The sequence below is a fragment of the Bradyrhizobium sp. USDA 4516 genome (assembly GCF_054055915.1).
Genome location: NZ_JBSRXT010000001.1, coordinates 8223919 through 8246643, shown reverse-complemented (window position 1 = coordinate 8246643; position 22725 = coordinate 8223919). Strand labels below are relative to the sequence as shown.

Annotated in this window: 30 protein-coding genes; 29 read left to right on the top strand and 1 reads right to left on the bottom strand. The window is 63.5% G+C overall.

Annotation, left to right across the window (positions count from 1 at the left end; all coding sequences use genetic code 11):
• Positions 1–117: 117 nt before the first annotated feature.
• Together ACVI1L_RS38215 and ACVI1L_RS38210 are read left to right on the top strand one after the other, a co-directional pair.
• Positions 118–2178: an FAD-dependent oxidoreductase gene (locus ACVI1L_RS38215; RefSeq protein ID WP_456785184.1), complete on the top strand. Its 2061-nt coding sequence runs from the start codon at positions 118–120 to the stop codon at positions 2176–2178.
• 226 nt (positions 2179–2404) lie between these two features.
• The gene (locus ACVI1L_RS38210; RefSeq protein WP_456785183.1) at positions 2405–4447 is read left to right on the top strand and encodes an ABC transporter ATP-binding protein; all 2043 of its coding nucleotides are present in this window, start codon (positions 2405–2407) and stop codon (positions 4445–4447) included.
• Here ACVI1L_RS38210 and ACVI1L_RS38205 read toward each other — a convergent pair.
• On the bottom strand, positions 4363–5700 hold the full coding sequence (locus tag ACVI1L_RS38205) for an FAD-dependent monooxygenase (RefSeq protein ID WP_456785182.1): 1338 nt from the start codon (positions 5698–5700) through the stop codon (positions 4363–4365). The two genes, ACVI1L_RS38210 and ACVI1L_RS38205, sit on opposite strands and share 85 nt — an antisense overlap.
• A 699-nt stretch (positions 5701–6399) precedes the next feature.
• Here ACVI1L_RS38205 and rpsL point away from each other — a divergent pair.
• The 27 genes from rpsL (at position 6400) to ACVI1L_RS38070 (ending at position 22648) form a co-directional block, all read left to right on the top strand.
• Positions 6400–6771: a 30S ribosomal protein S12 gene (gene rpsL / locus ACVI1L_RS38200; protein WP_006611834.1), complete on the top strand. Its 372-nt coding sequence runs from the start codon at positions 6400–6402 to the stop codon at positions 6769–6771.
• Positions 6772–6786: 15 nt separating this feature from the next.
• Positions 6787–7257, top strand: coding sequence for a 30S ribosomal protein S7 (gene rpsG, locus ACVI1L_RS38195; protein WP_016843741.1), 471 nt, complete (start codon positions 6787–6789; stop codon positions 7255–7257).
• A gap of 30 nt (positions 7258–7287) precedes the next feature.
• Positions 7288–9360, top strand: a complete 2073-nt coding sequence (gene fusA, locus ACVI1L_RS38190; protein WP_057019548.1) for an elongation factor G — start codon at positions 7288–7290, stop codon at positions 9358–9360.
• Between the two features lie 39 nt (positions 9361–9399).
• Complete coding sequence (gene tuf, locus ACVI1L_RS38185; RefSeq protein ID WP_018272140.1) at positions 9400–10590, top strand: elongation factor Tu; 1191 nt, start codon at positions 9400–9402, stop codon at positions 10588–10590.
• Between the two features lie 86 nt (positions 10591–10676).
• Positions 10677–10985 (top strand): 30S ribosomal protein S10, encoded by a 309-nt coding sequence (gene rpsJ / locus ACVI1L_RS38180; RefSeq protein WP_002712302.1) that lies wholly within the window; start codon positions 10677–10679, stop codon positions 10983–10985.
• Between the two features lie 54 nt (positions 10986–11039).
• Complete coding sequence (rplC, locus tag ACVI1L_RS38175; RefSeq protein WP_057019547.1) at positions 11040–11759, top strand: 50S ribosomal protein L3; 720 nt, start codon at positions 11040–11042, stop codon at positions 11757–11759.
• Between the two features lies 1 nt (position 11760).
• Positions 11761–12381 carry a 50S ribosomal protein L4 gene (gene rplD, locus ACVI1L_RS38170; RefSeq protein ID WP_016843745.1) on the top strand — a complete coding sequence of 207 codons (621 nt, stop codon included), beginning with the start codon at positions 11761–11763 and terminating at the stop codon, positions 12379–12381.
• The gene (locus ACVI1L_RS38165) at positions 12378–12677 is read left to right on the top strand and encodes a 50S ribosomal protein L23 (RefSeq protein WP_028339313.1); all 300 of its coding nucleotides are present in this window, start codon (positions 12378–12380) and stop codon (positions 12675–12677) included. Before rplD ends, ACVI1L_RS38165 begins: the two co-directional genes overlap by 4 nt.
• Before the next feature lie 12 nt (positions 12678–12689).
• Entirely contained in the window at positions 12690–13523 is an 834-nt protein-coding gene (gene rplB / locus ACVI1L_RS38160) for a 50S ribosomal protein L2 (protein WP_021081655.1), read from the top strand.
• Positions 13524–13535: 12 nt separating this feature from the next.
• Positions 13536–13814 carry a 30S ribosomal protein S19 gene (gene rpsS, locus ACVI1L_RS38155; protein ID WP_028335459.1) on the top strand — a complete coding sequence of 93 codons (279 nt, stop codon included), beginning with the start codon at positions 13536–13538 and terminating at the stop codon, positions 13812–13814.
• Positions 13815–13824: 10 nt separating this feature from the next.
• Positions 13825–14211: a 50S ribosomal protein L22 gene (gene rplV, locus ACVI1L_RS38150; RefSeq protein WP_016843750.1), complete on the top strand. Its 387-nt coding sequence runs from the start codon at positions 13825–13827 to the stop codon at positions 14209–14211.
• Positions 14212–14231: 20 nt separating this feature from the next.
• Complete coding sequence (gene rpsC / locus ACVI1L_RS38145) at positions 14232–14933, top strand: 30S ribosomal protein S3 (RefSeq protein WP_016843751.1); 702 nt, start codon at positions 14232–14234, stop codon at positions 14931–14933.
• A 30-nt stretch (positions 14934–14963) separates the two neighbouring features.
• The gene (gene rplP, locus ACVI1L_RS38140) at positions 14964–15377 is read left to right on the top strand and encodes a 50S ribosomal protein L16 (protein WP_016843752.1); all 414 of its coding nucleotides are present in this window, start codon (positions 14964–14966) and stop codon (positions 15375–15377) included.
• Between the two features lie 5 nt (positions 15378–15382).
• Entirely contained in the window at positions 15383–15589 is a 207-nt protein-coding gene (rpmC, locus tag ACVI1L_RS38135; RefSeq protein WP_016843753.1) for a 50S ribosomal protein L29, read from the top strand.
• A 10-nt stretch (positions 15590–15599) separates the two neighbouring features.
• Positions 15600–15848 carry a 30S ribosomal protein S17 gene (gene rpsQ / locus ACVI1L_RS38130; RefSeq protein WP_016843754.1) on the top strand — a complete coding sequence of 83 codons (249 nt, stop codon included), beginning with the start codon at positions 15600–15602 and terminating at the stop codon, positions 15846–15848.
• Positions 15849–15923: 75 nt separating this feature from the next.
• Positions 15924–16292 carry a 50S ribosomal protein L14 gene (gene rplN, locus ACVI1L_RS38125; RefSeq protein ID WP_011473865.1) on the top strand — a complete coding sequence of 123 codons (369 nt, stop codon included), beginning with the start codon at positions 15924–15926 and terminating at the stop codon, positions 16290–16292.
• Positions 16292–16606, top strand: coding sequence for a 50S ribosomal protein L24 (rplX, locus tag ACVI1L_RS38120; protein ID WP_016843755.1), 315 nt, complete (start codon positions 16292–16294; stop codon positions 16604–16606). Before rplN ends, rplX begins: the two co-directional genes overlap by 1 nt.
• Positions 16599–17156, top strand: a complete 558-nt coding sequence (rplE, locus tag ACVI1L_RS38115) for a 50S ribosomal protein L5 (protein WP_016843756.1) — start codon at positions 16599–16601, stop codon at positions 17154–17156. The genes rplX and rplE overlap by 8 nt, the downstream gene beginning before the upstream one ends.
• A gap of 46 nt (positions 17157–17202) precedes the next feature.
• Positions 17203–17508: a 30S ribosomal protein S14 gene (gene rpsN / locus ACVI1L_RS38110; protein ID WP_016843757.1), complete on the top strand. Its 306-nt coding sequence runs from the start codon at positions 17203–17205 to the stop codon at positions 17506–17508.
• A 15-nt stretch (positions 17509–17523) separates the two neighbouring features.
• The gene (gene rpsH, locus ACVI1L_RS38105; protein WP_018272133.1) at positions 17524–17922 is read left to right on the top strand and encodes a 30S ribosomal protein S8; all 399 of its coding nucleotides are present in this window, start codon (positions 17524–17526) and stop codon (positions 17920–17922) included.
• A gap of 14 nt (positions 17923–17936) precedes the next feature.
• Positions 17937–18470 (top strand): 50S ribosomal protein L6, encoded by a 534-nt coding sequence (gene rplF / locus ACVI1L_RS38100; protein WP_092114986.1) that lies wholly within the window; start codon positions 17937–17939, stop codon positions 18468–18470.
• 11 nt (positions 18471–18481) lie between these two features.
• Positions 18482–18841 (top strand): 50S ribosomal protein L18, encoded by a 360-nt coding sequence (gene rplR / locus ACVI1L_RS38095; protein ID WP_016843760.1) that lies wholly within the window; start codon positions 18482–18484, stop codon positions 18839–18841.
• Between the two features lie 58 nt (positions 18842–18899).
• The gene (rpsE, locus tag ACVI1L_RS38090; RefSeq protein WP_016843761.1) at positions 18900–19475 is read left to right on the top strand and encodes a 30S ribosomal protein S5; all 576 of its coding nucleotides are present in this window, start codon (positions 18900–18902) and stop codon (positions 19473–19475) included.
• 39 nt (positions 19476–19514) lie between these two features.
• A complete protein-coding gene (rpmD, locus tag ACVI1L_RS38085; RefSeq protein ID WP_028335461.1) occupies positions 19515–19706 on the top strand; it encodes a 50S ribosomal protein L30 in 192 nt (63 codons plus the stop codon).
• Positions 19707–19727: 21 nt separating this feature from the next.
• Positions 19728–20213 carry a 50S ribosomal protein L15 gene (gene rplO, locus ACVI1L_RS38080; protein WP_028339310.1) on the top strand — a complete coding sequence of 162 codons (486 nt, stop codon included), beginning with the start codon at positions 19728–19730 and terminating at the stop codon, positions 20211–20213.
• Between the two features lie 156 nt (positions 20214–20369).
• On the top strand, positions 20370–21704 hold the full coding sequence (secY, locus tag ACVI1L_RS38075; protein ID WP_057019546.1) for a preprotein translocase subunit SecY: 1335 nt from the start codon (positions 20370–20372) through the stop codon (positions 21702–21704).
• A gap of 71 nt (positions 21705–21775) precedes the next feature.
• Positions 21776–22648: an adenylate kinase gene (locus ACVI1L_RS38070; protein ID WP_456785181.1), complete on the top strand. Its 873-nt coding sequence runs from the start codon at positions 21776–21778 to the stop codon at positions 22646–22648.
• The last annotated feature ends 77 nt before the right edge of the window (positions 22649–22725 follow it).

Below are 22725 nucleotides of genomic sequence, written 5' to 3'. Positions count from 1 at the left end.
TTTGCTTGCTGCGGTGCAGGGACGCAGTTTGTTCATCTTTCCTTCAGGCAAAAAAGTGCCTTTGCTAGGGTGACTTAGACCGGTTGTTTGGCTCGCGCCGGAGACGACGGAATCCATATGCTCGACTTGGCTATCGTAGGCGGCGGCCCCGGGGGGCTGATGAGCGCCTGGTATTTGAAGCGCAAACTCGGCGACCTCTGCCGCGTTACCATCTTCGAGGCGTCGAACCGCCTCGGCGGCAAGATCGTCACGCGCAAATTCGACACCGCGCCCGCGATGTATGAGGCCGGCGTCGCCGAGATCTATGATTACTCGATGACGGGGCCGGACCCGCTGCGCGAGCTGATCCAGCATTTCGGCCTGCAGACGATCCCGATGGACGCCGAGCAGGTGCAGCTCGACGGCGAGTTGCTTGCCGACGTTCCCGGCATGCGCCGCAAATACGGGGCGAAGACCGCGGCCGCGATCGAGGCGTTCCGCAAGCGCTGCAGCGACCTGGTGTCGCCGATCGAATATTACGAGGGCGTCGGCGCCCACGACAACGAACACCCGTGGGCCTACAAGACCGCCGAGCAGGTCCTCGACGAGGAGGTCGAGGACGCGACCGCCAAGCGTTTCTTCAAGGTGATGGCGCGTTCCGACATCGCGACCGAGAGCCACAACACCAACGGCCTCAACGCGCTGAAGAACTACGTGATGGACGTCGACGGCTACATCGGCCTGTATTCGATCCAGAACGGCAACGAGCAGCTGATCGATTGTCTGCGCTCGGAAGTCAGCGCCGACATCCAGCTCAACCATCGTGTGCTCAAGGTCGGCAAGACCGCTGGCGGCCGCTACCAGCTCAACATGATGAACGGCAAGGGGCCGGAGACGCGCGACTTCGATCTCGTGCTGGTCTGCCTGCCGCACTCCTGGCTCGCGACCATGCGCTGGGACGGCGAACAGCTGCGCAAGTCGATGGTCAAGCACGTCGCCTATTTCGACCGGCCCGCGCATTATCTGCGGGTCTCGATCCTGTTCGACGAGCCGTTCTGGGGCGAGAAGATCCCGGGCGCCTGGTTCATGTCGGAAGCGTTCGGCGGCTGCTGCGTCTACAATGAGGGCGCGCGCCACGATGTCGGCAAGCACGGCGTGCTGAACTGGCTGATCGCGGGCTCGGATGCGCTGGCCTTCGCCAATCTCAGCGACCAGGAGCTGATCGATGCCGCGTTGAAGTCGCTGCCGGCCTCGCTCGGCGATGCGCGCGAGCATTTCCTGGAAGGCAAGATCCATCGCTGGCTGTCGTCGGTCAACGCGCTGCCGGGCGGCCTGCCGGTGCGCGACGTCATGACCAACCACCGGCCCGAGCCGAAGGAGCATCCCGGCATCGTGGTGGTCGGCGACTATCTGTTCGATTCGACGCTGAATGGACTGCTCGATTCCTCCGATGCCGCGACCGACATCATCGTCACCGAGATGATGCGGCTGCGCCGTACCCGCGCGCAGGACGAGAGCTCGCTGTCCGACAAGATCGACCGCAGCTATTTCAACAATTATCGCGGCGTCGGCCCCTACAGCGAGGTCTGGCGCAACTTCACCGACCCGGCCTATCTGACGGACCTGATCAAGACGGTCTGGGGCAGGGCGAAGGGCTACAAGCTGCTGATCGCCGGCTCCGCCAGCGGCGAACTGGTCGGCGCGCTGCGCGAACGTGGCATCGATGCCTGGGGCATCGAGAACAACCGCTACATCCACGGCAAGACGCCGAAGGCGCTCAAGAAGTACAACAAGCTCGGCTCGATCGCCGACATGCCGTTCAAGGCCAACGAGTTCGACTTCGTGTTCGAGACCTCGCTGTGCCATCTCGGCGAGAAGCAGGTCGTGCGCGGGGTGCGCGAGCTCAACCGCGTGGTCAAGACCGGCGTCGTGTTCGCGTCGGTGACCTCCGACATGGCGGCGGCAGTGATCGATCGCTACGACCTGCTGCGCGGGGTGAAGAAGCTCGGCACCTGGTGGGAGTGGTCGGAATTGTTCTTCGGCAACGGCTTCGATCTGTCGATGCACCGCCGCGACTGCACCGATGCGCTGTGGACATTGACGCTGGCCGCCAACAAGGGGCCAGGGCAGTGGTACGCCGACTCCGACAGCCTGCGCTATTCCTTCTTCGACAAGGTCGAAGCCGACCTCGACGACTAGCGGGACCGACCGGAAGCTTTTGCCGCGAGCCGACCGGCCTCGTGTCAACCAGCTGTCAAACGGCGGCAATTCTGCGCTCCGCGAATCCGCGCGAGCGCGCCGCGGCGCGTCGGCCGTTCCAAACGCTTTGCCGAATTCGTCGTGATCGCATAGGATTACGGGCGCAGTGTTATCAGCTGCGGTTTCGATTTGCGGTCATGCCGGCCGTGGAGCATCGGTTGGTTTCATGGCGCCAAGACCTCCTGCATCAGACGATCCGACGAGAGCGGCGGCCGACGATCCCGAGCTGAAGAAGAAGCCCGCGTCCGGTCCGCCCGCGGCGGCCGCCTCCACGAAGCCGTCCGCGGCGCCGGCTGACGACGAAGAGGAAGACGACGCGGACGACGAGTTCGAGCTCGATGACGACGATGATGACGAGGACCTCGTCGTCTTCACCGCCAAGGAAGCCGCCGGCGCGCTCTCCACGATCTTTGGCTTCGTCAGGCCGATCCTGGCGAACTACAGGAAGCCGTTCGCCTGCGTCGCCTTCGGCGTGCTGGTCGAGACGTTGTTCAACGTCATCATGCCGCTCAGCCTGAAATTCCTGATCGACGACGCGCTCGGCGAGGAGGATTTCGGGGCCCTCTACAAGATCCTCGGCGTGCTCGCGGTTGCCGGCATCGTCACCTCGATCATCGCGGTCTGGTACGAGCGCTGGGATGCGCGGCTGGGCGCCGGCATCATCGCCGACGTGCGGACGCGGCTGTTCGACCATGTCCAGAACCTGCCGTCGGCCTATTTCGCGCGCACCAAGCGCGGCGAGATCCTGTCGCGCTTCTCGATCGATTTGTCGGCGTTCGAGGGCTCGGTCAAGACCTTCGCCAACAGCGCGGCGCTGCCGGGCCTCGAGCTGGTCGCAGGCATCATCCTGATGCTGTTCCTGAACTGGCAGCTTGCCGTGGTCGCCTTGCTGGTGTTTCCGATCACCCTGATCGGGCCGCGCATCCTGACGCCGAAGGCGGTGCAAGCCAATTACGAGCAGAAGCAGAACGAGGCCGCGCTGCTCGGAACCGTGCAGGAGAACGTCGCCGCGCAGGCGGTGGTGAAGGCGTTCAATCTGCAGCGCCGGGCGCTCGGCTGGTTCACGATGCGCAACCGCGACGTCCGGGCCAAGGCCGCGTCAGCCATGTTCCTGTCGACCATGGTGGAGCGCACCGTCACCATCGCGGTGCTGCTGCTCCACCTCGTGGTGCTGGCGATCGGCGCCTATCTCGCCACCAAGGGGCAGATCACCGTCGGCACCTTCGTGACCTTCGAGAGTGCGTTCTGGGAGGTGTCGTACAACATCGCCCATCTGATGCATTTCATTCCGGTGTCGATCCAGTCGGCGGCGGCGGTGCGGCACATCCAGGAACTGCTCGACGAGCCGACCCGCGGCGCCGACCGTCCCGGCGCGCCGGATCTGCCGCGCATCACCAACGACATCTCCTTCGATCGCGTCACCTTCCAATATGAGGGGGCACAGACGCCGGTGCTCGACAATCTCAGCCTCAAGCTCAATGCCGGCAAGAGCATTGCGATCGTCGGTCCCAGCGGCTCCGGCAAGAGCACGCTGATCAACCTGATCCTGCGGCTCTACGTGCCGGACGAGGGCCGCGTCGCCGTCGACGGCGTCGATATCCGCCGGGTGACGCGCGAGTCGCTGCGGGCCAACATGGCGGTCGTGTTCCAGGAGAACATGCTTTTCAACATGTCGATCCGCGAGAACATCCGGCTCGGCAAGGAAGGCGCGACCGACGCGGAGGTCGAGGACGCTGCCCGCAAGGCCGAGATCCATCGCTACATCATGAGTCTGCCGCAGCGCTACGACACGCCGGTCGGCGAGCGCGGCGATACCCTGTCGGGCGGCCAGCGCCAGCGCATCGCGATCGCGCGCGCGATCATCCGTAACCCGTCCGTGCTGCTGCTCGACGAGGCGACTTCGGCGCTCGACCAGACCACGGAGGCTGCGATCAATCGCACGCTGCTCAAGGTCGCCGAGGGCCGCACCATGATCTGGTCGACGCATCGCCTGACTTCGGTGGTCGAGATGGACGAGATCATCGTGATCTCCGGCGGCAGGGCGATCGAACGCGGCTCGCACGAGGAGCTGCTGGCCCGCAATGGCGTCTATCGCAAGCTGTGGGACGACCAGGGACATCTGAATCACGACGAGGACGCCGACGACGCGGATGATGACGATGATGACGATGATGACGATGAGGACGAAGACGAGGATGAGGAGGCGTGAGGCCCGCGTCGCGGGCGATGGTCGAGCGCCAGATTTTTCGTTACGCCGCGGTCCGCGGCGTGCGGACGTTGCCGGAAGTGGTTGGCCGGCTGCGTCGTTGACGCCGCCGCCGCAGGGTTGTGCAGCCGGCGCAGCCAGCCGCGGCCGAGATAGCCGAAAAAGCGCGCCCAGCGCTGGGCCTGCCACGTGGGCCCGCTGCCGACCGACACCTCGCGGAAGCTGAATGCCTTGGCGTTCGACCAGGCGTCGCAGGCGGTCTTGACCGGATCGTCGTAGAACGCGGTGATCTTCTCCTCGCCCATGCCGTCGGTCGACAGCCAGGCCGGGATGTGGACGTTGCAGAGCTGGGCGACGTCGGTGAACACCTTGTCGGTACCGGTGCCGGTGACGGGGCAGGTGCTGGCGAAGGCATCACCGACCAGCACCACGCCGGCCTGCCGATAGCCGGTGCTGACAAAGATGTCGGCGGGCCTGATCTTGATATCGCCGGCGATGTCGAACTCGCCGGTGAGCCGGCGCAGCCGCGGCAGCGCGGCGTTCAGCGTCTCCACCGGATTGCGCCGCATCGCCCGCAGCCAGGGATCGTCGGCCTTGCGATAGGTGAAGAGGTTGGCGCGCATCCGGTTTCCGATCGGAAACAGCGTGATGTAGGGGATGCGATCGCTCGGCCGCTCCGAGAAGTAGGTCATGGCCGCGAACGGGAAGGCGGGGCGGCCGACGGGGACGAAATCGAAGCCGAGCGAGATCGAGTGGCAGAAGCTCGTGACCAGCCGCTCGATGCCGAGCATCCGGCGCAACCCGACGTTCAGGCCGTTGGCAAGCACCACAAGGCGCGCCGAGATCTCCTCGCCATTGGCAAGCACGAGCCGCTGCCGCTCGGAACTGGTCGCGACATTGATCACCTTGTCGCAGATGAATTCCGCCGGCCCGGCGATTTCGTTCCGAATCGCCGCAATCAGCGCGTCGTACATGATGCCGTATTGCCGGCTCGGCTGCCGGTCGAGCAACCGGCCGAATCGCGCGATCCAGTTCTCGCCGTCCAGCGTCGCCGAGCGGAGCACCGACTCGGCGAGGCCGGTCCTGGCGAATCGCTCGAGCTGGAGGTCGCCGCCGATCTTTTCGACACGGAAATCGAACGGGTAGACCCGGTGGGGGTCGATCAGGATCGTCGGTATCCCGGCACGGCCGAGCATGGCGGTTGCGGTCGAGCCCGCAAGACCGCCGCCGATGATCGCGATGTCGGTGTACCGCATGAGAATTCCGTGGCTGTGACCCCGATTTTTGCGCTGCGAATGGCAAATAAAGGCTTAGTTTCGAAGTTTGCCTTCGGGACTAACTTGGGGAGAGTTGTTTCTATTCATATTTTACCCGGATGTAATATGATTCCGCACGCGCCCGAAGATTCGGATGAAGTGCGCGGGGAGGTCGGTCGGCCGTCACATTTCGCCTTGCGCCGAACCTCGGTGAAATGCGAAATCCGCAAGTGCCAGAGGCGTTTCTTTGCTTGTCGTTTTGCTTGACTTCACTATCTCTCGATTATACAAGGCGCCCACTTAACGACAGGCGGTGAGCTACGCCAGCGTCGGAACGGAACACCCGAAGGTCCTTTTTGAGGAGCCGGACGGGCACCAACCTCGACGAATGCCGCTCAAACGCTGTCGATGATAGCTAGGCAATGCCAGGACGATATTAGTTCTCTTGAGCACGTCCTCTTGAGAGTGAATTCGGATGCATGACCTCGGTGGCGGACCGAACAGCGCACGCTGAACGGTTCGGGATCGCGGTCCTCTGTGGCGTCGATGCGCTTTCCGCTCAGCGATGAGTGGTTGGCGCGATTTCGCTTTGCGCGGTTGTTTGTTCCGTGTCGAGCGGGCCGTGCGGGACGGCTAGTCCTGAGAAGAAATTTGCGGAGCCATTCAAGGTTTTCGCGCGAACTAAAGGGTGAAGGCTGCATGCCGACGATCAACCAGCTGATCGCAAATCCGCGTGAAGTGCAGAAGTCGCGTAAGAAGGTGCCGGCGCTGCAGCAGTCGCCGCAGAAGCGCGGCGTGTGCACGCGCGTCTACACCACGACCCCGAAGAAGCCGAACTCGGCGCTTCGTAAGGTCGCCAAGGTGCGCCTGACCAACGGCTTCGAGGTGATCGGCTACATCCCGGGTGAGGGCCATAACCTGCAGGAGCACTCGGTGGTCATGATCCGCGGCGGCCGCGTCAAGGACTTGCCCGGTGTGCGCTACCACATCCTCCGCGGCGTGCTGGATACCCAGGGCGTCAAGAACCGTAAGCAGCGTCGTTCGAAGTACGGCGCGAAGCGTCCGAAGTAAGCGGGAACCGATCAGATGTCGCGTCGCCATTCTGCCGAGAAGCGTGAAGTTCTTCCGGATCCGAAGTTCGGGAACATCATCATTACGAAGTTCATGAACTCGGTGATGTACGCCGGGAAGAAGTCGGTTGCCGAAAACATCGTCTACGGTGCGCTCGGCATGATCGAGGCCAAGACCAAGCAGAACCCGCTCGGCGTGTTCGAGCAGGCGCTCGAGAACGTGATGCCGACCATCGAGGTTCGTTCCCGCCGCGTCGGCGGCGCGACCTACCAGGTTCCGGTCGAAGTCCGTTCGGTGCGCCGTCAGGCGCTCGGCATCCGCTGGCTGATCTCGGCCGCCCGCGAGCGCAACGAGAAGACCATGACGGAGCGTCTCTCGGCTGAGCTGCTCGACGCCTCGAACAATCGCGGCAACGCCGTCAAGAAGCGGGAAGACGTGCACCGGATGGCGGAAGCCAACCGCGCGTTCTCGCACTATCGCTGGTAAGGCGAACAACGGAATTTAAGGAACAGTCTCATGCCCCGCCAACATGCCATCGAGGACTACCGCAACTTCGGTATCATGGCGCATATCGACGCCGGCAAGACCACGACCACCGAGCGTATCCTGTATTACACCGGCAAGAGCCACAAGATCGGCGAAGTGCACGAAGGTGCCGCGACGATGGACTGGATGGAGCAGGAGCAGGAGCGTGGCATCACGATCACCTCGGCTGCGACCACCGCGTTCTGGAACGGCAAGCGCCTGAACATCATCGACACCCCCGGCCACGTCGACTTCACCATCGAGGTCGAGCGTTCGCTGCGCGTGCTCGACGGCGCCGTTTGCGTTCTCGACTCCAACCAGGGCGTCGAGCCGCAGACCGAGACCGTCTGGCGCCAGGGCGACAAGTACAAGGTTCCGCGCATCGTCTTCGCCAACAAGATGGACAAGACCGGCGCCGACTTCTTCAAGTGCCTGTCCGACATCGTCGACCGCCTCGGCGCCAAGCCGATCGCGATCCAGCTGCCGATCGGTGCCGAGAACAACTTCAAGGGTCTCGTCGACCTCGTGAAGATGAAGGGCGTCATCTGGAACGATGAATCGCTCGGCGCGAAGTTCGACTATGTCGACATTCCGGAAGATCTGGTCGAGCAGGCCAAGGAATATCGCGAGAAGATGGTGGAAGCCGCCGTCGAGCTCGACGACGACGCTTTGGCTGCCTTCCTCGACGGCAAGGAGCCGGACGAGGCGACCCTGAAGCGCCTGATCCGCAAGGCCGTGCTGACCGGCGCGTTCTATCCCGTGCTGTGCGGCTCCGCGTTCAAGAACAAGGGCGTGCAGCCGCTGCTCGACGCCGTCGTCGACTATCTGCCGTCGCCGATCGACGTGCCCGCGATCAAGGGCACCGACGATGAGGGCAACGAAGTCGTGCGCAAGGCGGACGACAAGGAGCCGCTGGCGCTGCTCGCGTTCAAGATCATGGACGACCCCTTCGTCGGCACCATCACCTTCTGCCGCATCTATTCCGGCATCCTGCAGTCGGGCACCGGCGTGGTGAACTCGACCCGCGAGAAGAAAGAGCGTATCGGCCGCATGCTGCTGATGCATGCGAACAACCGCGAAGACATCAAGGAAGCCTATGCCGGCGACATCGTCGCGCTGGCTGGCCTGAAGGAAGCGCGCACCGGTGACACGCTGTGCGATCCTGACAAGCCGGTGATCCTCGAGAAGATGGAATTCCCGGAGCCGGTGATCGAGATCGCGATCGAGCCGAAGTCGAAGGCCGACCAGGAAAAGCTCGGCGTGGCGCTTGCCAAGCTCGCCGCGGAAGATCCGTCGTTCCGCGTGTCGACCGACCAGGAGTCCGGCCAGACCATTCTCAAGGGCATGGGCGAACTGCATCTCGACATCAAGGTCGACATTCTCAAGCGCACCTACAAGGTCGACGCCAACATCGGCGCGCCGCAGGTGGCGTTCCGCGAGCGCGTGACCAAGAAGGCCGAAGTCAAGTACACCCACAAGAAGCAGACCGGCGGTACCGGTCAGTTCGCCGAAGTGTCGATCGTCGTCGAGCCGAACGAGCCCGGCAAGGGCTATGAGTTCGAATCGAAGATCGTCGGCGGCGCGGTGCCGAAGGAATACATCCCCGGCGTCGAAAAGGGCCTCAACAGCGTGATGGGCTCCGGTGTCGTTGCCGGCTTCCCGGTGGTGGACGTCAAGGTGCAGCTGGTCGACGGCAAGTATCACGACGTCGACTCGTCGGCACTGGCGTTCGAAATCGCATCGCGGGCTGCGTTCCGCGAAGCGTTGACGAAGGGCAAGTCCGTTCTGCTCGAGCCGATCATGAAGGTCGAGGTGGTGACCCCGGAAGACTACACCGGTTCGGTCATCGGCGACCTGAATTCCCGGCGTGGCCAGATCCAGGGCCAAGACATGCGCGGCAACGCCAACGTCATCAACGCGATGGTGCCGCTCATGAACATGTTCGGTTACGTGAACAACCTGCGCTCGATGAGCCAGGGTCGCGCGACCTTCACCATGCAGTTCGATCACTACGCCGAAGCTCCGGCGAACGTGTCGGCTGAAGTCCAGAAGAAGTTTGCCTGATTGTCGTTGATGGCAGTCAACGATTGAACGGAGAGTCAAATGGCCAAAGCTAAATTCGAACGTAACAAGCCCCACTGCAACATCGGCACCATCGGTCACGTCGACCATGGCAAGACCTCGCTGACCGCAGCGATCACCAAGGTGCTCGCAGAAACCGGCGGCGCGACGTTCACCGCCTACGACCAGATCGACAAGGCGCCGGAAGAGAAGGCCCGCGGCATCACGATCTCGACCGCTCACGTCGAGTACGAGACGACCAACCGCCACTACGCCCACGTCGACTGCCCCGGCCACGCCGACTACGTGAAGAACATGATCACCGGTGCCGCCCAGATGGACGGCGCGATCCTGGTCGTGTCGGCTGCTGACGGCCCGATGCCGCAGACCCGCGAGCACATCCTGCTCGCCCGCCAGGTCGGCGTGCCCGCGCTCGTCGTGTTCCTCAACAAGTGCGACATGGTCGACGATCCGGAGCTGCTCGAGCTCGTCGAGCTCGAAGTCCGCGAGCTGCTCTCGAAGTACGAATTCCCGGGCGACAAGATCCCGATCATCAAGGGCTCGGCGCTCGCCGCCCTCGAAGACAAGGACAAGAAGCTCGGCCACGACGCCATCCTCGAGCTGATGCGCAACGTCGACGAGTACATCCCGCAGCCGGAGCGTCCGATCGACCAGCCGTTCCTGATGCCGGTTGAAGACGTGTTCTCGATCTCGGGCCGCGGCACCGTCGTCACCGGCCGTGTCGAGCGCGGCGTGATCAAGGTCGGCGAGGAAATCGAAATCGTCGGTATCCGCGACACCCAGAAGACCATCGTCACCGGCGTCGAAATGTTCCGCAAGCTGCTCGATCAGGGCCAGGCCGGCGACAACATCGGTGCGCTGCTCCGCGGCACCAAGCGCGAGGAAGTCGAGCGTGGCCAGGTGCTGTGCAAGCCCGGTTCGGTCAAGCCGCACACCAAGTTCAAGGCTGAGGCTTACATCCTCACCAAGGAAGAGGGCGGTCGCCACACCCCGTTCTTCACCAACTACCGTCCGCAGTTCTACTTCCGCACCACCGACGTGACCGGTGTCGTGCACCTGCCGGAAGGCACCGAGATGGTGATGCCGGGCGACAACATCGCGATGGAAGTGCACCTGATCGTGCCGATCGCGATGGAAGAGAAGCTGCGCTTCGCGATCCGCGAAGGCGGCCGCACCGTCGGCGCCGGCGTCGTCGCCGCGATCATCGAGTAACTACGCGAATAGGGAATGGCGAGTAGCGAGTGGGTCACTCCATTCGCTATTCGCTACTCGCCACTCACTAAAGAAAGAATACGGCAATGAACGGCCAAAATATTCGCATCCGTCTCAAGGCGTTCGACCATCGAATCCTCGATACGTCGACCCGCGAGATCGTGAACACGGCGAAGCGCACCGGTGCGCAGGTTCGCGGACCGATTCCGCTGCCGACCCGCATCGAGAAGTTCACCGTCAACCGTTCGCCGCACGTTGACAAGAAGAGCCGCGAGCAATTCGAGATGCGCACCCACAAGCGCCTCCTCGACATTGTCGACCCGACCCCGCAGACCGTCGATGCGCTGATGAAGCTCGACCTGGCCGCCGGTGTCGACGTCGAGATCAAGCTCTAAGGTTTTGGATTTTTACGTCCGCCGCTTGCGGACAGAAAGACAGGAAGCACGCCGATGCGCTCCGGAGTGATCGCACAAAAGGTCGGGATGACGCGGGTCTTTACGGAGACCGGCGAGCATATCCCTGTGACCGTGCTGAAGTTGGGCAACTGCCAGGTGCTGGGCCACCGCACGACCGAGAAGAACGGCTATGTCGCTCTTCAGCTCGGCTCGGGCGCCCGCAAGACCGTGTACATGCCCAAGGCCGAACGTGGCCAGTTCGCGGTCTCCAAGGTCGAGCCGAAGCGCAAGGTCGCCGAGTTCCGCGTGTCCGAGGACGCGCTGATCCCGGTCGGCGCGGAAATCCAGGCGGACCATTTCGTGGTCGGCCAGTTCGTCGACGTGACCGGTACCTCGATCGGTAAGGGCTTCGCCGGCGGCATGAAGCGCTGGAATTTCGGCGGTCTGCGCGCCACCCACGGTGTGTCGATCTCGCACCGTTCGATCGGTTCGACCGGTGGCCGTCAGGACCCCGGCAAGACCTTCAAGAACAAGAAGATGCCCGGTCACATGGGCGTCGACCGCATCACCACGCTCAATCTGCGCGTGGTTTCGACCGACGTCGAGCGCGGCCTGATCCTCGTCGAGGGCGCCGTTCCCGGCTCCAAGGGCGGCTGGATCTCGGTGCGCGACGCGGTCAAGAAGCCGCTGCCGAAGGACGCCCCGAAGCCCGGCAAGTTCAAGGTTGCAGGTGGCGAAGCTGCCGAGGCTGTGGCCGAGAAGGAGGGCGTGTGAGATGGAATTGAAAGTCACGACCCTTGAAGGCAAGGACGCCGGATCCGTCGAGCTCTCGGACGCGATCTTCGGTCTCGAGCCGCGCGCCGACATCATCCAGCGCTGCGTGCAGTGGCAGCTGAACAAGCGTCAGGCCGGCACCCACAAGGCCAAGGGCCGCGCCGAGATCTGGCGCACCGGCAAGAAGATGTACAAGCAGAAGGGCACCGGCGGCGCCCGTCACGGCTCGGCCCGCGTGCCGCAGTTCCGCGGCGGTGGCCGTGCGTTCGGTCCGGTCGTTCGCTCCCATGCGACCGACCTTCCGAAGAAGGTGCGCGCGCTCGCGCTCAAGCATGCGCTCTCGGCCAAGGCCAAGGACGGCGGGCTGATCGTGATCGACAATGCGCAGCTCGAGGCCGCCAAGACCAAGGCGCTGCTCGGCCACTTCTCCGGCCTCGGACTGACCAACGCGCTGATCATCGACGGCGCCGAGCTGAACGCCGGTTTCGCGACCGCGGCCCGGAACATTCCGAACATCGACGTGCTGCCGATCCAGGGCATCAACGTCTACGACATTCTCCGCCGCCAGAAGCTGGTGCTGACCAAGGCTGCGGTTGATGCGCTGGAGGCGCGCTTCAAATGAAGAACATCGATCCGCGCCACTACGACGTCATCATCTCTCCCGTCGTGACGGAAAAGGCGACGCTCGCCTCCGAGCACAACAAGGTGATGTTCAAGGTCGCCGGCAAGGCGACCAAGCCGCAGATCAAGGAAGCGGTCGAGAAGCTGTTCGACGTCAAGGTGAAGAGCGTCAACACTCTCGTTCGCAAGGGCAAGACCAAGGTGTTCCGCGGCAATCTCGGCTCGCAGTCGGACACCAAGCGCGCGATCGTGACCCTGGAAGAGGGCCACCGCATCGACGTGACTACCGGACTATAAGGCGCAACGACGATGGCATTGAAAACCTACAATCCCACGACGCCGGGCCAGCGCCAGCTGGTCATGGTCGATCGTTCGGCGCTCTACAAGGGCAAGCCGGTGAAGACCCTGACCGAGGGCAAGCTCGGCAACGGCGGTCGCAACAACACCGGTCGCATCACCGTGCGTTTCCGCGGCGGCGGCCACAAGAAGGCCTACCGCACCGTCGACTTCCGCCGCGACAAGGTGGACATGCCGGCGGTCGTGGAGCGGCTCGAGTATGATCCGAACCGCACCGCGTTCATCGCGCTGATCAAGTATCAGGACGGTGAGCTGGCCTACATCCTGGCGCCGCAGCGCCTGGCGGCAGGCGACACCGTTGTCGCCGGCAACTATGTCGACGTCAAGCCGGGCAACGTCATGCCGCTCGGCAACATGCCGGTCGGCACGATCGTGCACAACATCGAGCTGAAGATCGGCAAGGGCGGTCAGCTGGCGCGCTCCGCCGGCACCTACGCCCAGATTGTCGGCCGCGACCAGGACTACGTGATCGTCCGCCTGAACTCGGGCGAGCAGCGTCTGGTGCACGGCCGTTGCCGCGGCACGATCGGCGCGGTCTCCAACCCGGATCACATGAACATCTCGATCGGCAAGGCCGGTCGTACCCGCTGGCTCGGCTGGCGTCCGCACAACCGCGGCGTCGTCATGAACCCGATCGATCACCCGCACGGCGGTGGTGAAGGTCGTACCTCGGGCGGTCGCCACCCGGTTACTCCGTGGGGCAAGCCGACCAAGGGCAAGAAGACCCGCACCAACAAGTCGACCAACAAATTCATTCTCCTCAGCCGCCACAAGCGGAAGAAGTAAGGAACGCCGGACATGGTTCGTTCAGTCTGGAAAGGCCCGTTCGTCGAGGGTTCTCTGCTCAAGAAGGCAGATGCCGCGCGCTCGTCCGGCCGTCACGACGTCATCAAGATCTGGAGCCGCCGCTCGACCATCCTGCCGCAGTTCGTCGGCCTGACGTTCGGCGTCTATAACGGCCACAAGCACGTGCCGGTGGCAATCAACGAGGAAATGGTGGGTCACAAGTTCGGCGAGTTCTCGCCGACCCGGACCTTCCACGGCCATTCGGGCGACAAGAAAGCCAAGAAGGCTTGAGGATTAACCGATGAGCAAACCAAAGCGCGAACGTAGCCTCGCGGACAATGAGGCCAAGGCCGTCGCCCGCATGCTGCGCGTCAGCCCGCAGAAGCTCAACCTGGTGGCGCAGCTGATCCGCGGCCGCAAGGCGTCCGCTGCGCTCGCCGACCTGCAGTTCTCGCGCAAGCGGATCGCGGTCGATGTCAAGAAGTGCCTGGAATCGGCGATCGCGAACGCCGAGAACAACCATGACCTGGAGGTTGACGATCTGGTCGTCGCCGAGGCGCATGTCGGCAATGGCATCGTGATGAAGCGTTTTGCTCCGCGCGGCCGTGGCCGTTCGGGCCGTGTGTTCAAACCGTTCTCGCACCTGACCATCGTGGTTCGTCAGGTCGAGGCCGAGGCAAGCGCCTAAGAAGGGCGCAGGAGAAGACGATGGGTCAAAAGATCAATCCAATCGGGCTGCGTCTCGGCATCAACCGGACCTGGGACTCCCGTTGGTTCGCCGGCAAGCAGGAATACGGCAAGCTGCTGCACGAGGACGTCAAGATCCGCGAGATCCTGCACAAGGAGCTCAAGCAGGCGGCCGTCGCCCGCATCGTGATCGAGCGTCCGCACAAGAAGTGCCGCGTGACGATCCATTCGGCCCGTCCGGGCGTCGTGATCGGCAAGAAGGGCGCCGACATCGACAAGCTGCGCAAGAAGGTTGCCGACATCACCTCGTCGGACGTCGTGATCAACATCGTCGAAATCCGCAAGCCTGAGCTCGACGCGACCCTGGTCGCTGAATCGATCGCCCAGCAGCTCGAGCGCCGCGTCGCGTTCCGCCGCGCCATGAAGCGCGCCGTGCAGTCGGCGATGCGTCTCGGTGCCGGTGGCATCCGCATCAACTGCTCGGGCCGTCTCGGCGGCGCCGAAATCGCGCGCATGGAGTGGTACCGCGAAGGTCGCGTGCCGCTGCACACGCTGCGCGCCGACGTCGACTACGGCGTTGCCACCGCGTTCACGACCTTCGGCACCTGCGGCGTCAAGGTCTGGATCTTCAAGGGCGAGATCCTCGAGCACGATCCGATGGCCCAGGACAAGAAGATGGCCGAAGGCGACAGCACGCCGCGTTCGCGCCGCGACGCCGCTTGAGGCAAAGCAGGAATTTGAGGGCTTAAAGCCATGATGCAACCTAAGAAAACGAAGTTCCGGAAGGCGCATAAGGGCCGTATCCACGGCGTTGCGACCTCTGGCGCGACGTTGGCGTTCGGCCAGTTCGGCCTGAAGGCGATGGAGCCTGAGCGCGTCACCGCCCGTCAGATCGAAGCCGCCCGCCGCGCGCTGACCCGTCACATGAAGCGCGCCGGCCGCGTCTGGATCCGCGTGTTCCCGGACGTGCCGGTGTCGAAGAAGCCCGCCGAAGTCCGCATGGGCTCCGGCAAGGGCGCCCCGGAATTGTGGGTGGTCCGGATCAAGCCGGGCCGCGTGATGTTCGAGATCGACGGCGTGCCGGTGCAGACCGCGAAGGAAGCGCTGTCGCTCGCCGCCGCCAAGCTGCCGATCAAGACGCGCTTCGTTGCGCGCATTGCGGAGTAATCGCCATGGCCGAGATGAAAGTTGAAGACATTCGCGCGATGAGCGACGACCAGCGGGAAGACGCGATCCTGAATCTGAAGAAGGAACGCTTCAACCTGCGTTTCCAGCGCGCCACCGGGCAGCTGGAGAACACCTCGCGGATGCGGGAAGCCCGCCGCGATATCGCTCGTATCAAGACCATCGCTGCCCAGCAGCGCGCGAAGAAGAAGTAAGGGGCCAGCTATGCCGAAACGTACTCTGCAGGGCGTGGTCGTCAGCGACAAGCAAGCCAAGACCATCGTGGTGCGCGTCGATCGCCGCTTCACCCACCCGATCTACAAGAAGACGATCCGCCGTTCCAAGAACTACCACGCGCACGACGAGAACAACCAGTTCAAGCCGGGCGACATGGTCTGGATCGAGGAATCGAAGCCGATCTCGAAGCTGAAGCGCTGGACCGTGGTCCGGGGCGAACACAAGAAAACGGCCTGATTACTTCGGCCTGGCCGAGGGAATTCAGGGAAATTTTGAGCGCGCTGAAGCGCAGAAAGAGGACGAGGTGCATCAATGATTCAGATGCAGACCAACCTCGACGTGGCCGATAATTCAGGCGCACGCCGTGTCATGTGCATCAAGGTTCTTGGAGGTTCCAAGCGCCGCTATGCCACCGTGGGCGACGTTATCGTTGTGTCGATCAAGGAAGCCATTCCGCGTGGCAAGGTGAAGAAGGGCGACGTGATGAAGGCCGTCGTGGTCCGGGTCCGCAAGGACATCCGCCGCGCCGACGGTTCGGTCATCCGCTTCGACCGCAACGCCGCCGTGCTGATCAACAATCAGTCCGAGCCGGTCGGCACCCGTATCTTCGGGCCGGTGCCGCGCGAGCTGCGCGCCAAGAACCACATGAAGATCATTTCGCTCGCGCCGGAGGTGCTGTGATGGCTGCCAAGATCCGCAAGGGCGACAAGGTGATGGTGCTCACCGGCCGCGACAAGGGTCGCACCGGCGAGGTGTTCGAGGTGCGTCCGGACGAGAACAAGGCGCTCGTTCGCGGCATCAACATGGTGAAGCGTCACCAGAAGCAGACCCAGACCCAGGAAGGCGGCATCATCTCCAAGGAGATGCCGATCGACCTTTCGAACATTGCGTATGTCGGCAAGGACGGAAAGCCGACCCGCATCGGGTTCAAGATTCAAGCCGATGGCAAGAAGGTTCGTGTTGCCAAGAGCTCGGGAGCAGAGATCGATGGCTGATACAGCTTACACGCCGCGTCTGCGCGCGGAGTATGACAAGAAGATCCGCGGCATGATGACCGAGAAGTTCGGTTATGCCAACGTGATGCAGGTGCCGCGCCTCGACAAGGTCGTGCTCAACATGGGCGTGGGCGACTCCGTCAACGATCGCAAGAAGGCCGAGACCGCCGCCGCCGAGCTGACCCAGATCGCCGGCCAGAAGGCGATCGTGACCTATTCGCGGATCGCGATCGCGACCTTCAAGCTGCGTGAGAACCAGCCGATCGGCTGCAAGGTCACTCTGCGCAAGACCCATATGTACGAGTTCATCGACCGCCTGGTGAACGTGGCGCTGCCCCGCGTCCGCGACTTCCGCGGCCTGAACCCGAAGAGCTTCGACGGCCGTGGCAACTATTCGCTCGGCATCAAGGAGCACATCATTTTCCCCGAGATCGACTTCGACAAGGTCTCGGAAGCGCGTGGCATGGACATCACGGTCTGCACCACCGCCAAGACCGACGACGAGGCGCGTGCCTTGTTGACCGCTTTCAATTTCCCGTTCCGGCAGTGAGTAGCTGAGCCAAAGCCACTCAAACGCGGATACCCAGGAGCCAAGCATGGCAAAGAAGAGTTCAGTCGAGAAGAACAACCGGCGCAAGCGGATGGCGAAGAACGCCGGCCCGCGCCGCGAGAAGCTGAAGGCGATCATCGCCGACAAGACCAAGCCGATGGAAGAGCGCTTCGCGGCGACGCTGAAGCTCGCCGAGATGCCGCGCAACTCGTCGCCGACGCGCATCCGCAACCGTTGCGAGCTGACCGGGCGTCCGCGCTCGAACTATCGCAAGAACAAGCTCTCGCGCATCGCGCTGCGTGAACTCGGCTCCAAGGGCCTGGTTCCCGGCCTCGTGAAGTCGAGCTGGTAAGGGAGGGTCGGAACAATGTCTACGCACGATCCGATCAGCGATCTCATCACCCGCATCCGCAACGCGCAGATGCGCTCCAAGTCCAAGGTCTCGAGCCCCGGCTCGAAGATGCGCGCCAACGTGCTCGAGGTGCTGAAGTCCGAGGGTTACATCCGCGGCTACGCCAGCGTCGAGCATGCTTCGGGCCGCAGCGAGCTCGAGATCGAGCTGAAGTATTTCGACGGCGAGCCCGTCATCCGCGAGATCGAGCGGGTGTCGAAGCCGGGCCGCCGCGTTTACGCCTCGGTGAAGAACCTGCCGCGCGTGAACAACGGTCTCGGCATTTCGGTGTTGTCGACGCCGAAGGGAATCATGGCTGACCACCAGGCGCGCGACGCCAACGTGGGCGGCGAAGTTCTCTTCACGGTGTTCTGAGGAAGGATTTTACGATGTCACGTATCGGCAAAAGGCCGGTGGCGATCCCGTCGGGTGTGACGGCAAGCGTCGAGGGCCAGACCGTCAAGGTGAAGGGGCCGAAGGGCCAGCTTCAGTTCGTCGTGCATGACGACGTCGAGGTGAAGTTCGAGAACGGTCAGGTCAAGGTCGCTCCGCGGGTCAAGACCAACCGCGCGCAGGCGATGTACGGCACCGCGCGCGCGCAGGTCGCCAACCTCGTCGAGGGCGTCACCAAGGGCTTCGAGAAGAAGCTCGAGATCACCGGCGTCGGCTACCGCGCCGCGATGCAGGGCAAGAACCTGCAGCTCGCGCTCGGCTACAGCCACGACGTGGTGTACGCGATCCCGGAAGGCATCACCATCGCGGTGCCGAAGCCGACCGAGATCACGATCACCGGCAACGATCCGCAGCGCGTCGGCCAGGTCGCCGCCGAGATCCGCGCCTACCGTCCGCCGGAGCCCTACAAGGGCAAGGGCGTGAAGTACGCCAACGAATTCATCTTCCGCAAGGAAGGCAAGAAGAAGTAACGGAGCCGGTCATGTCACTCAAGGTTACGAATGCCCGGCGCAAGCAGCGCGTGCGCCTTGCGCTTCGCCGCTCGGCAGGCGGCCGTCCGCGGCTGTCGGTGTTCCGCTCGTCCAAGCACATCTACGCCCAGGTCATCGACGACCAGAAGGGCGAGACGCTCGCTTCCGCCTCGTCGCTGGAGAAGACCATGCGCGACGCCGGCAAGACCGGCGCCGACATCGATGCGGCAAAGGCGGTCGGCAAGCTGCTCGCCGAGCGCGCGGCGCAGAAGGGTGTCAAGGAAGTCGTGTTCGATCGCGGCGCCTACATCTATCACGGGCGCGTCAAGGCGCTCGCGGATGCGGCGCGCGAAGGCGGATTGAGCTTCTAAACTTTACGAACGATGACGAGGAAAGAGGCGCAAGGCCTCCTAGAGATTGGAAAACACCATGGCAGGTGAACGCGAACGCGGCGGACGCGAACGGAGCAGGGAGCGCGAGGAGCGCGACAGCGAGTTCGTCGACAAGCTCGTCCACATCAATCGCGTGGCGAAGGTCGTCAAGGGCGGCAAGCGCTTCGGCTTTGCGGCGCTGGTCGTGATCGGCGACCAGAAGGGCCGGGTCGGGTTCGGCCACGGCAAGGCGCGCGAAGTTCCGGAAGCGATCCGCAAGGCGACCGAATCGGCGAAGCGCAACCTGACGCGCGTCGCGCTTCGCGAAGGCCGCACGCTGCATCACGACATCGCCGGCCGTCACGGCGCCGGCCGCGTCTACCTGCGTGCCGCTCCGGCCGGTACCGGCATCATCGCCGGCGGCCCGATGCGCGCTGTGTTCGAGACGCTCGGCATCCAGGACGTGGTGGCGAAGTCGATCGGCTCGTCGAATCCCTACAACATGGTTCGCGCGACGTTCGATGCGCTGAAGCATCAGGATTCGCCGCGCTCGGTGGCGGCACGCCGCAACATCAAGGTCTCCACCCTGCAGTCGCGCCGCGTCGGCGGCGACGCCGAAGTGGTGGCGGAATAACAACGCGCGCTTCTCGAAGCGCTATTCGGAGTTACTGTCATGGCCAAGGCCAGCAAGACCATCAAGGTCGAGCAGATCGGCAGCGCAATCCGCCGCCATCACTCGCAGCGTTCGACGCTGATCGGCCTCAAGCTCAACAAGATCGGCCGGGTTGCCGAGCTGCAGGATACCCCTGAAGTTCGCGGCATGATCAGCAAGGTTCAGCATCTCGTCCGCGTCGTCGGCGAGTAAGCAGAGATAAGGAGAAGGGCGATGAAGCTCAGCGATATCGCCGACAACGCCGGCTCGCGCAAGAAGCGCATGCGTGTCGGCCGTGGCATCGGTTCCGGCAAGGGCAAGACCTCGGGCCGCGGCGGCAAGGGCCAGACCGCGCGTTCGGGCGTCCGCATCAAGGGTTTCGAAGGCGGCCAGATGCCGATGCATCGCCGTCTGCCGAAGCGCGGCTTCAACAACATCTTCCGGCTCGACTTCGCCGAGATCAATCTCGACCGTCTGCAGGAAGCGATCGACAACAAGCTGGTCGATGCGAGCGCGACGGTGAACGTCGAATCGCTGGTCAAGGCCGGCGTGCTGCGCCGCGCCAAGGACGGCCTGCGGCTGCTCGGCCGCGGCGAGATCAAGACCAAGCTGACCATCGAGGTGCACGGCGCTTCCAAGTCGGCCATTGCCGCGGTCGAGAAGGCCGGCGGCTCGGTCAAGATCCTGGCCCCCGCCAAGGAAGAAGGCGAGGCGGCGTAACATCTGCGTCATTGCCCGCGACGCGCGGGCAATCCGCGGATCGAATGATGGACTTATCGAGGCCGAGCACCAGATAATGTCCGGTGTCTGCCGGCGCCCAGGGAATTGATCTCTTTGGGGGCGCCGGCGAATGGGGCTCCGGGAGAAAGCCGAAACATGGTCTCAGCAGCCGAACAACTTGCCGCCAACCTCAATTTCGGACAGCTGGCGAAAGCCGACGAGCTGAAGAAGCGCATCTGGTTCACCCTGGGTGCGCTGCTTGTTTATCGGCTCGGCACCTACATCCCGCTGCCCGGCATCGATCCCAACATCTGGGAGCAGGTGTTCCGCAGCCAGTCCGGCGGCATCCTCGGCATGTTCAACATGTTCGCCGGCGGCGGCATCCACCGCATGGCGATCTTCGCGCTCAACATCATGCCGTACATCTCGGCATCGATCATCGTGCAGCTGCTGACCACCGTGTCGCCGCAGCTCGAGGCGCTCAAGAAGGAAGGCGAGGCGGGCCGCAAGACGCTGAACCAGTACACCCGCTATCTGACCGTGATCCTGGCGCTGTTCCAGTCCTATGGCATCGCGATCGGCCTCGAAGGCGCCGGTAATGTCGTCAGCGACCCCGGCATGTTCTTCCGGATCTCGACCGCGATCACGCTGACCGGCGGCACCATGTTCCTGATGTGGCTCGGCGAGCAGATCACCTCGCGCGGCATCGGCAACGGTATCTCGCTGATCATCCTGTCCGGCATCGTCGCCGAGCTGCCGTCGGCGCTCGCCAACATGCTGGAACTGGGCCGCCAGGGCGCGATGTCGACCGGCCTGATCCTGATCGTCATCGTGATGGCGGTCGCCGTGATCGCCTTCATCGTGTTCATGGAGCGCGCGCAGCGCCGGCTTTTGATCCAGTATCCGAAGCGCCAGGTCGGCAACAAGATGTTCGAGGGCCAGTCCTCGCATCTGCCGCTCAAGCTCAACACCTCGGGCGTGATTCCGCCGATCTTCGCCTCGTCGCTGCTGCTGCTGCCGACCACGGTCGCGAACTTCAACGCCGGCAAGGGGCCGGAATGGTTCCAGTGGATCACGACCCAGCTCAGCCACGGCCGGCCGCTGTTCCTGTTCATGTATCTCGCGCTGATCGTGTTCTTCGCGTTCTTCTACACCGCGATCGTGTTCAATCCGACCGAGACCGCGGACAACCTGAAGAAGCATGGCGGCTTCATCCCGGGCATCCGGCCCGGCGAGCGCACCGCCGAGTACATCGACTATGTGCTGTCGCGCATCACGGTGCTCGGCGCGGTCTATCTCGCGATCGTCTGCCTGATTCCTGAAATTCTGATTTCCTACGCATCGGTCCCGTTCTACTTTGGCGGCACCTCGCTGTTGATTGTCGTCAGCGTGACGATGGATACGGTGTCGCAGGTGCAGGGCTATCTGCTCGCTCATCAGTATGAGGGGTTGATCAGGAAGTCGAAGCTCAGGGGAGGCCGCCGCCGCTGATCGCGGCTTGGCTTCGAACTCAAAACACAGGTGTGCGGACGTCGCCCACCTAGCCGGGGGGCGAAACAGATATGAGATTGATCCTTTTGGGGCCGCCGGGCTCGGGCAAGGGAACCCAGGCGCAGCGGCTGGTGCACAAGCACGGCATCGTCCAGCTCTCGACCGGTGAGATGCTGCGCGCTGCGGTCGCTGCGGGCACGCCGGTCGGCTTGCAGGCCAAGGAGATCATGGCCAATGGCGGCCTGGTTCCCGACGAGGTCGTGGTGGGAATCATCGCCGACCGCATCGAGGAGCCCGATGCCAAGAAGGGGTTCATTCTCGACGGCTTCCCGCGCACTGTGCCGCAGGCCGAGGCGCTCGACGATCTGCTCCGGAAAAAGCACCTCAAGCTCGACGCGGTGGTTGAGCTCCGCGTCAACGAGAGCGCGCTGCTCGCCCGCGTTGAGAAGCGTGCCGAGGAAACCCGCGCGCGCGGCGAGGAAGTCCGCCTCGACGACACGCCGGAAGTGCTGACCAAGCGCTTGGCGCAGTACCGTTCGCTGACGGAGCCGCTGATTCACTATTATTCGGAGCGGCGGAAGCTTCTGACGGTCGATGGCATGATGACCATCGAGCACGTCACCCGCGAGATCAACCGGATCCTGACCGCGCTCGGCGCGCTGGAACCCAGGGAACACGAGGACCACGCCCCCAAGGCGGCTAAAAAGGCCGCCAAGGCGGCCATGAAGGCCAGCAAGAAGGCAGCTAAACCAGCCCAAAAGGCCGCCAAATCGGCCCGGAAGGCTGCCAAGGCGTCCTCCAAGGCCAAAGCGGCCAAGAAAACCGTGAAGAAAACCGTGAAGAAGGCGGTAAAGAAGGCCGCCCGCGCCGCGAAAGCCCGCAAGGGAGCAAAGACCGCCAAAAAGGCGGCAAAAAAGCTCACGAAAAAGCGAGCTAAACGCTAGGAGCGGTTGACGAAACCGACATGAATCCTTTAATAAGCCCCGCATCCAAGTTGGATAGTTTTATGACGATGCCGGGC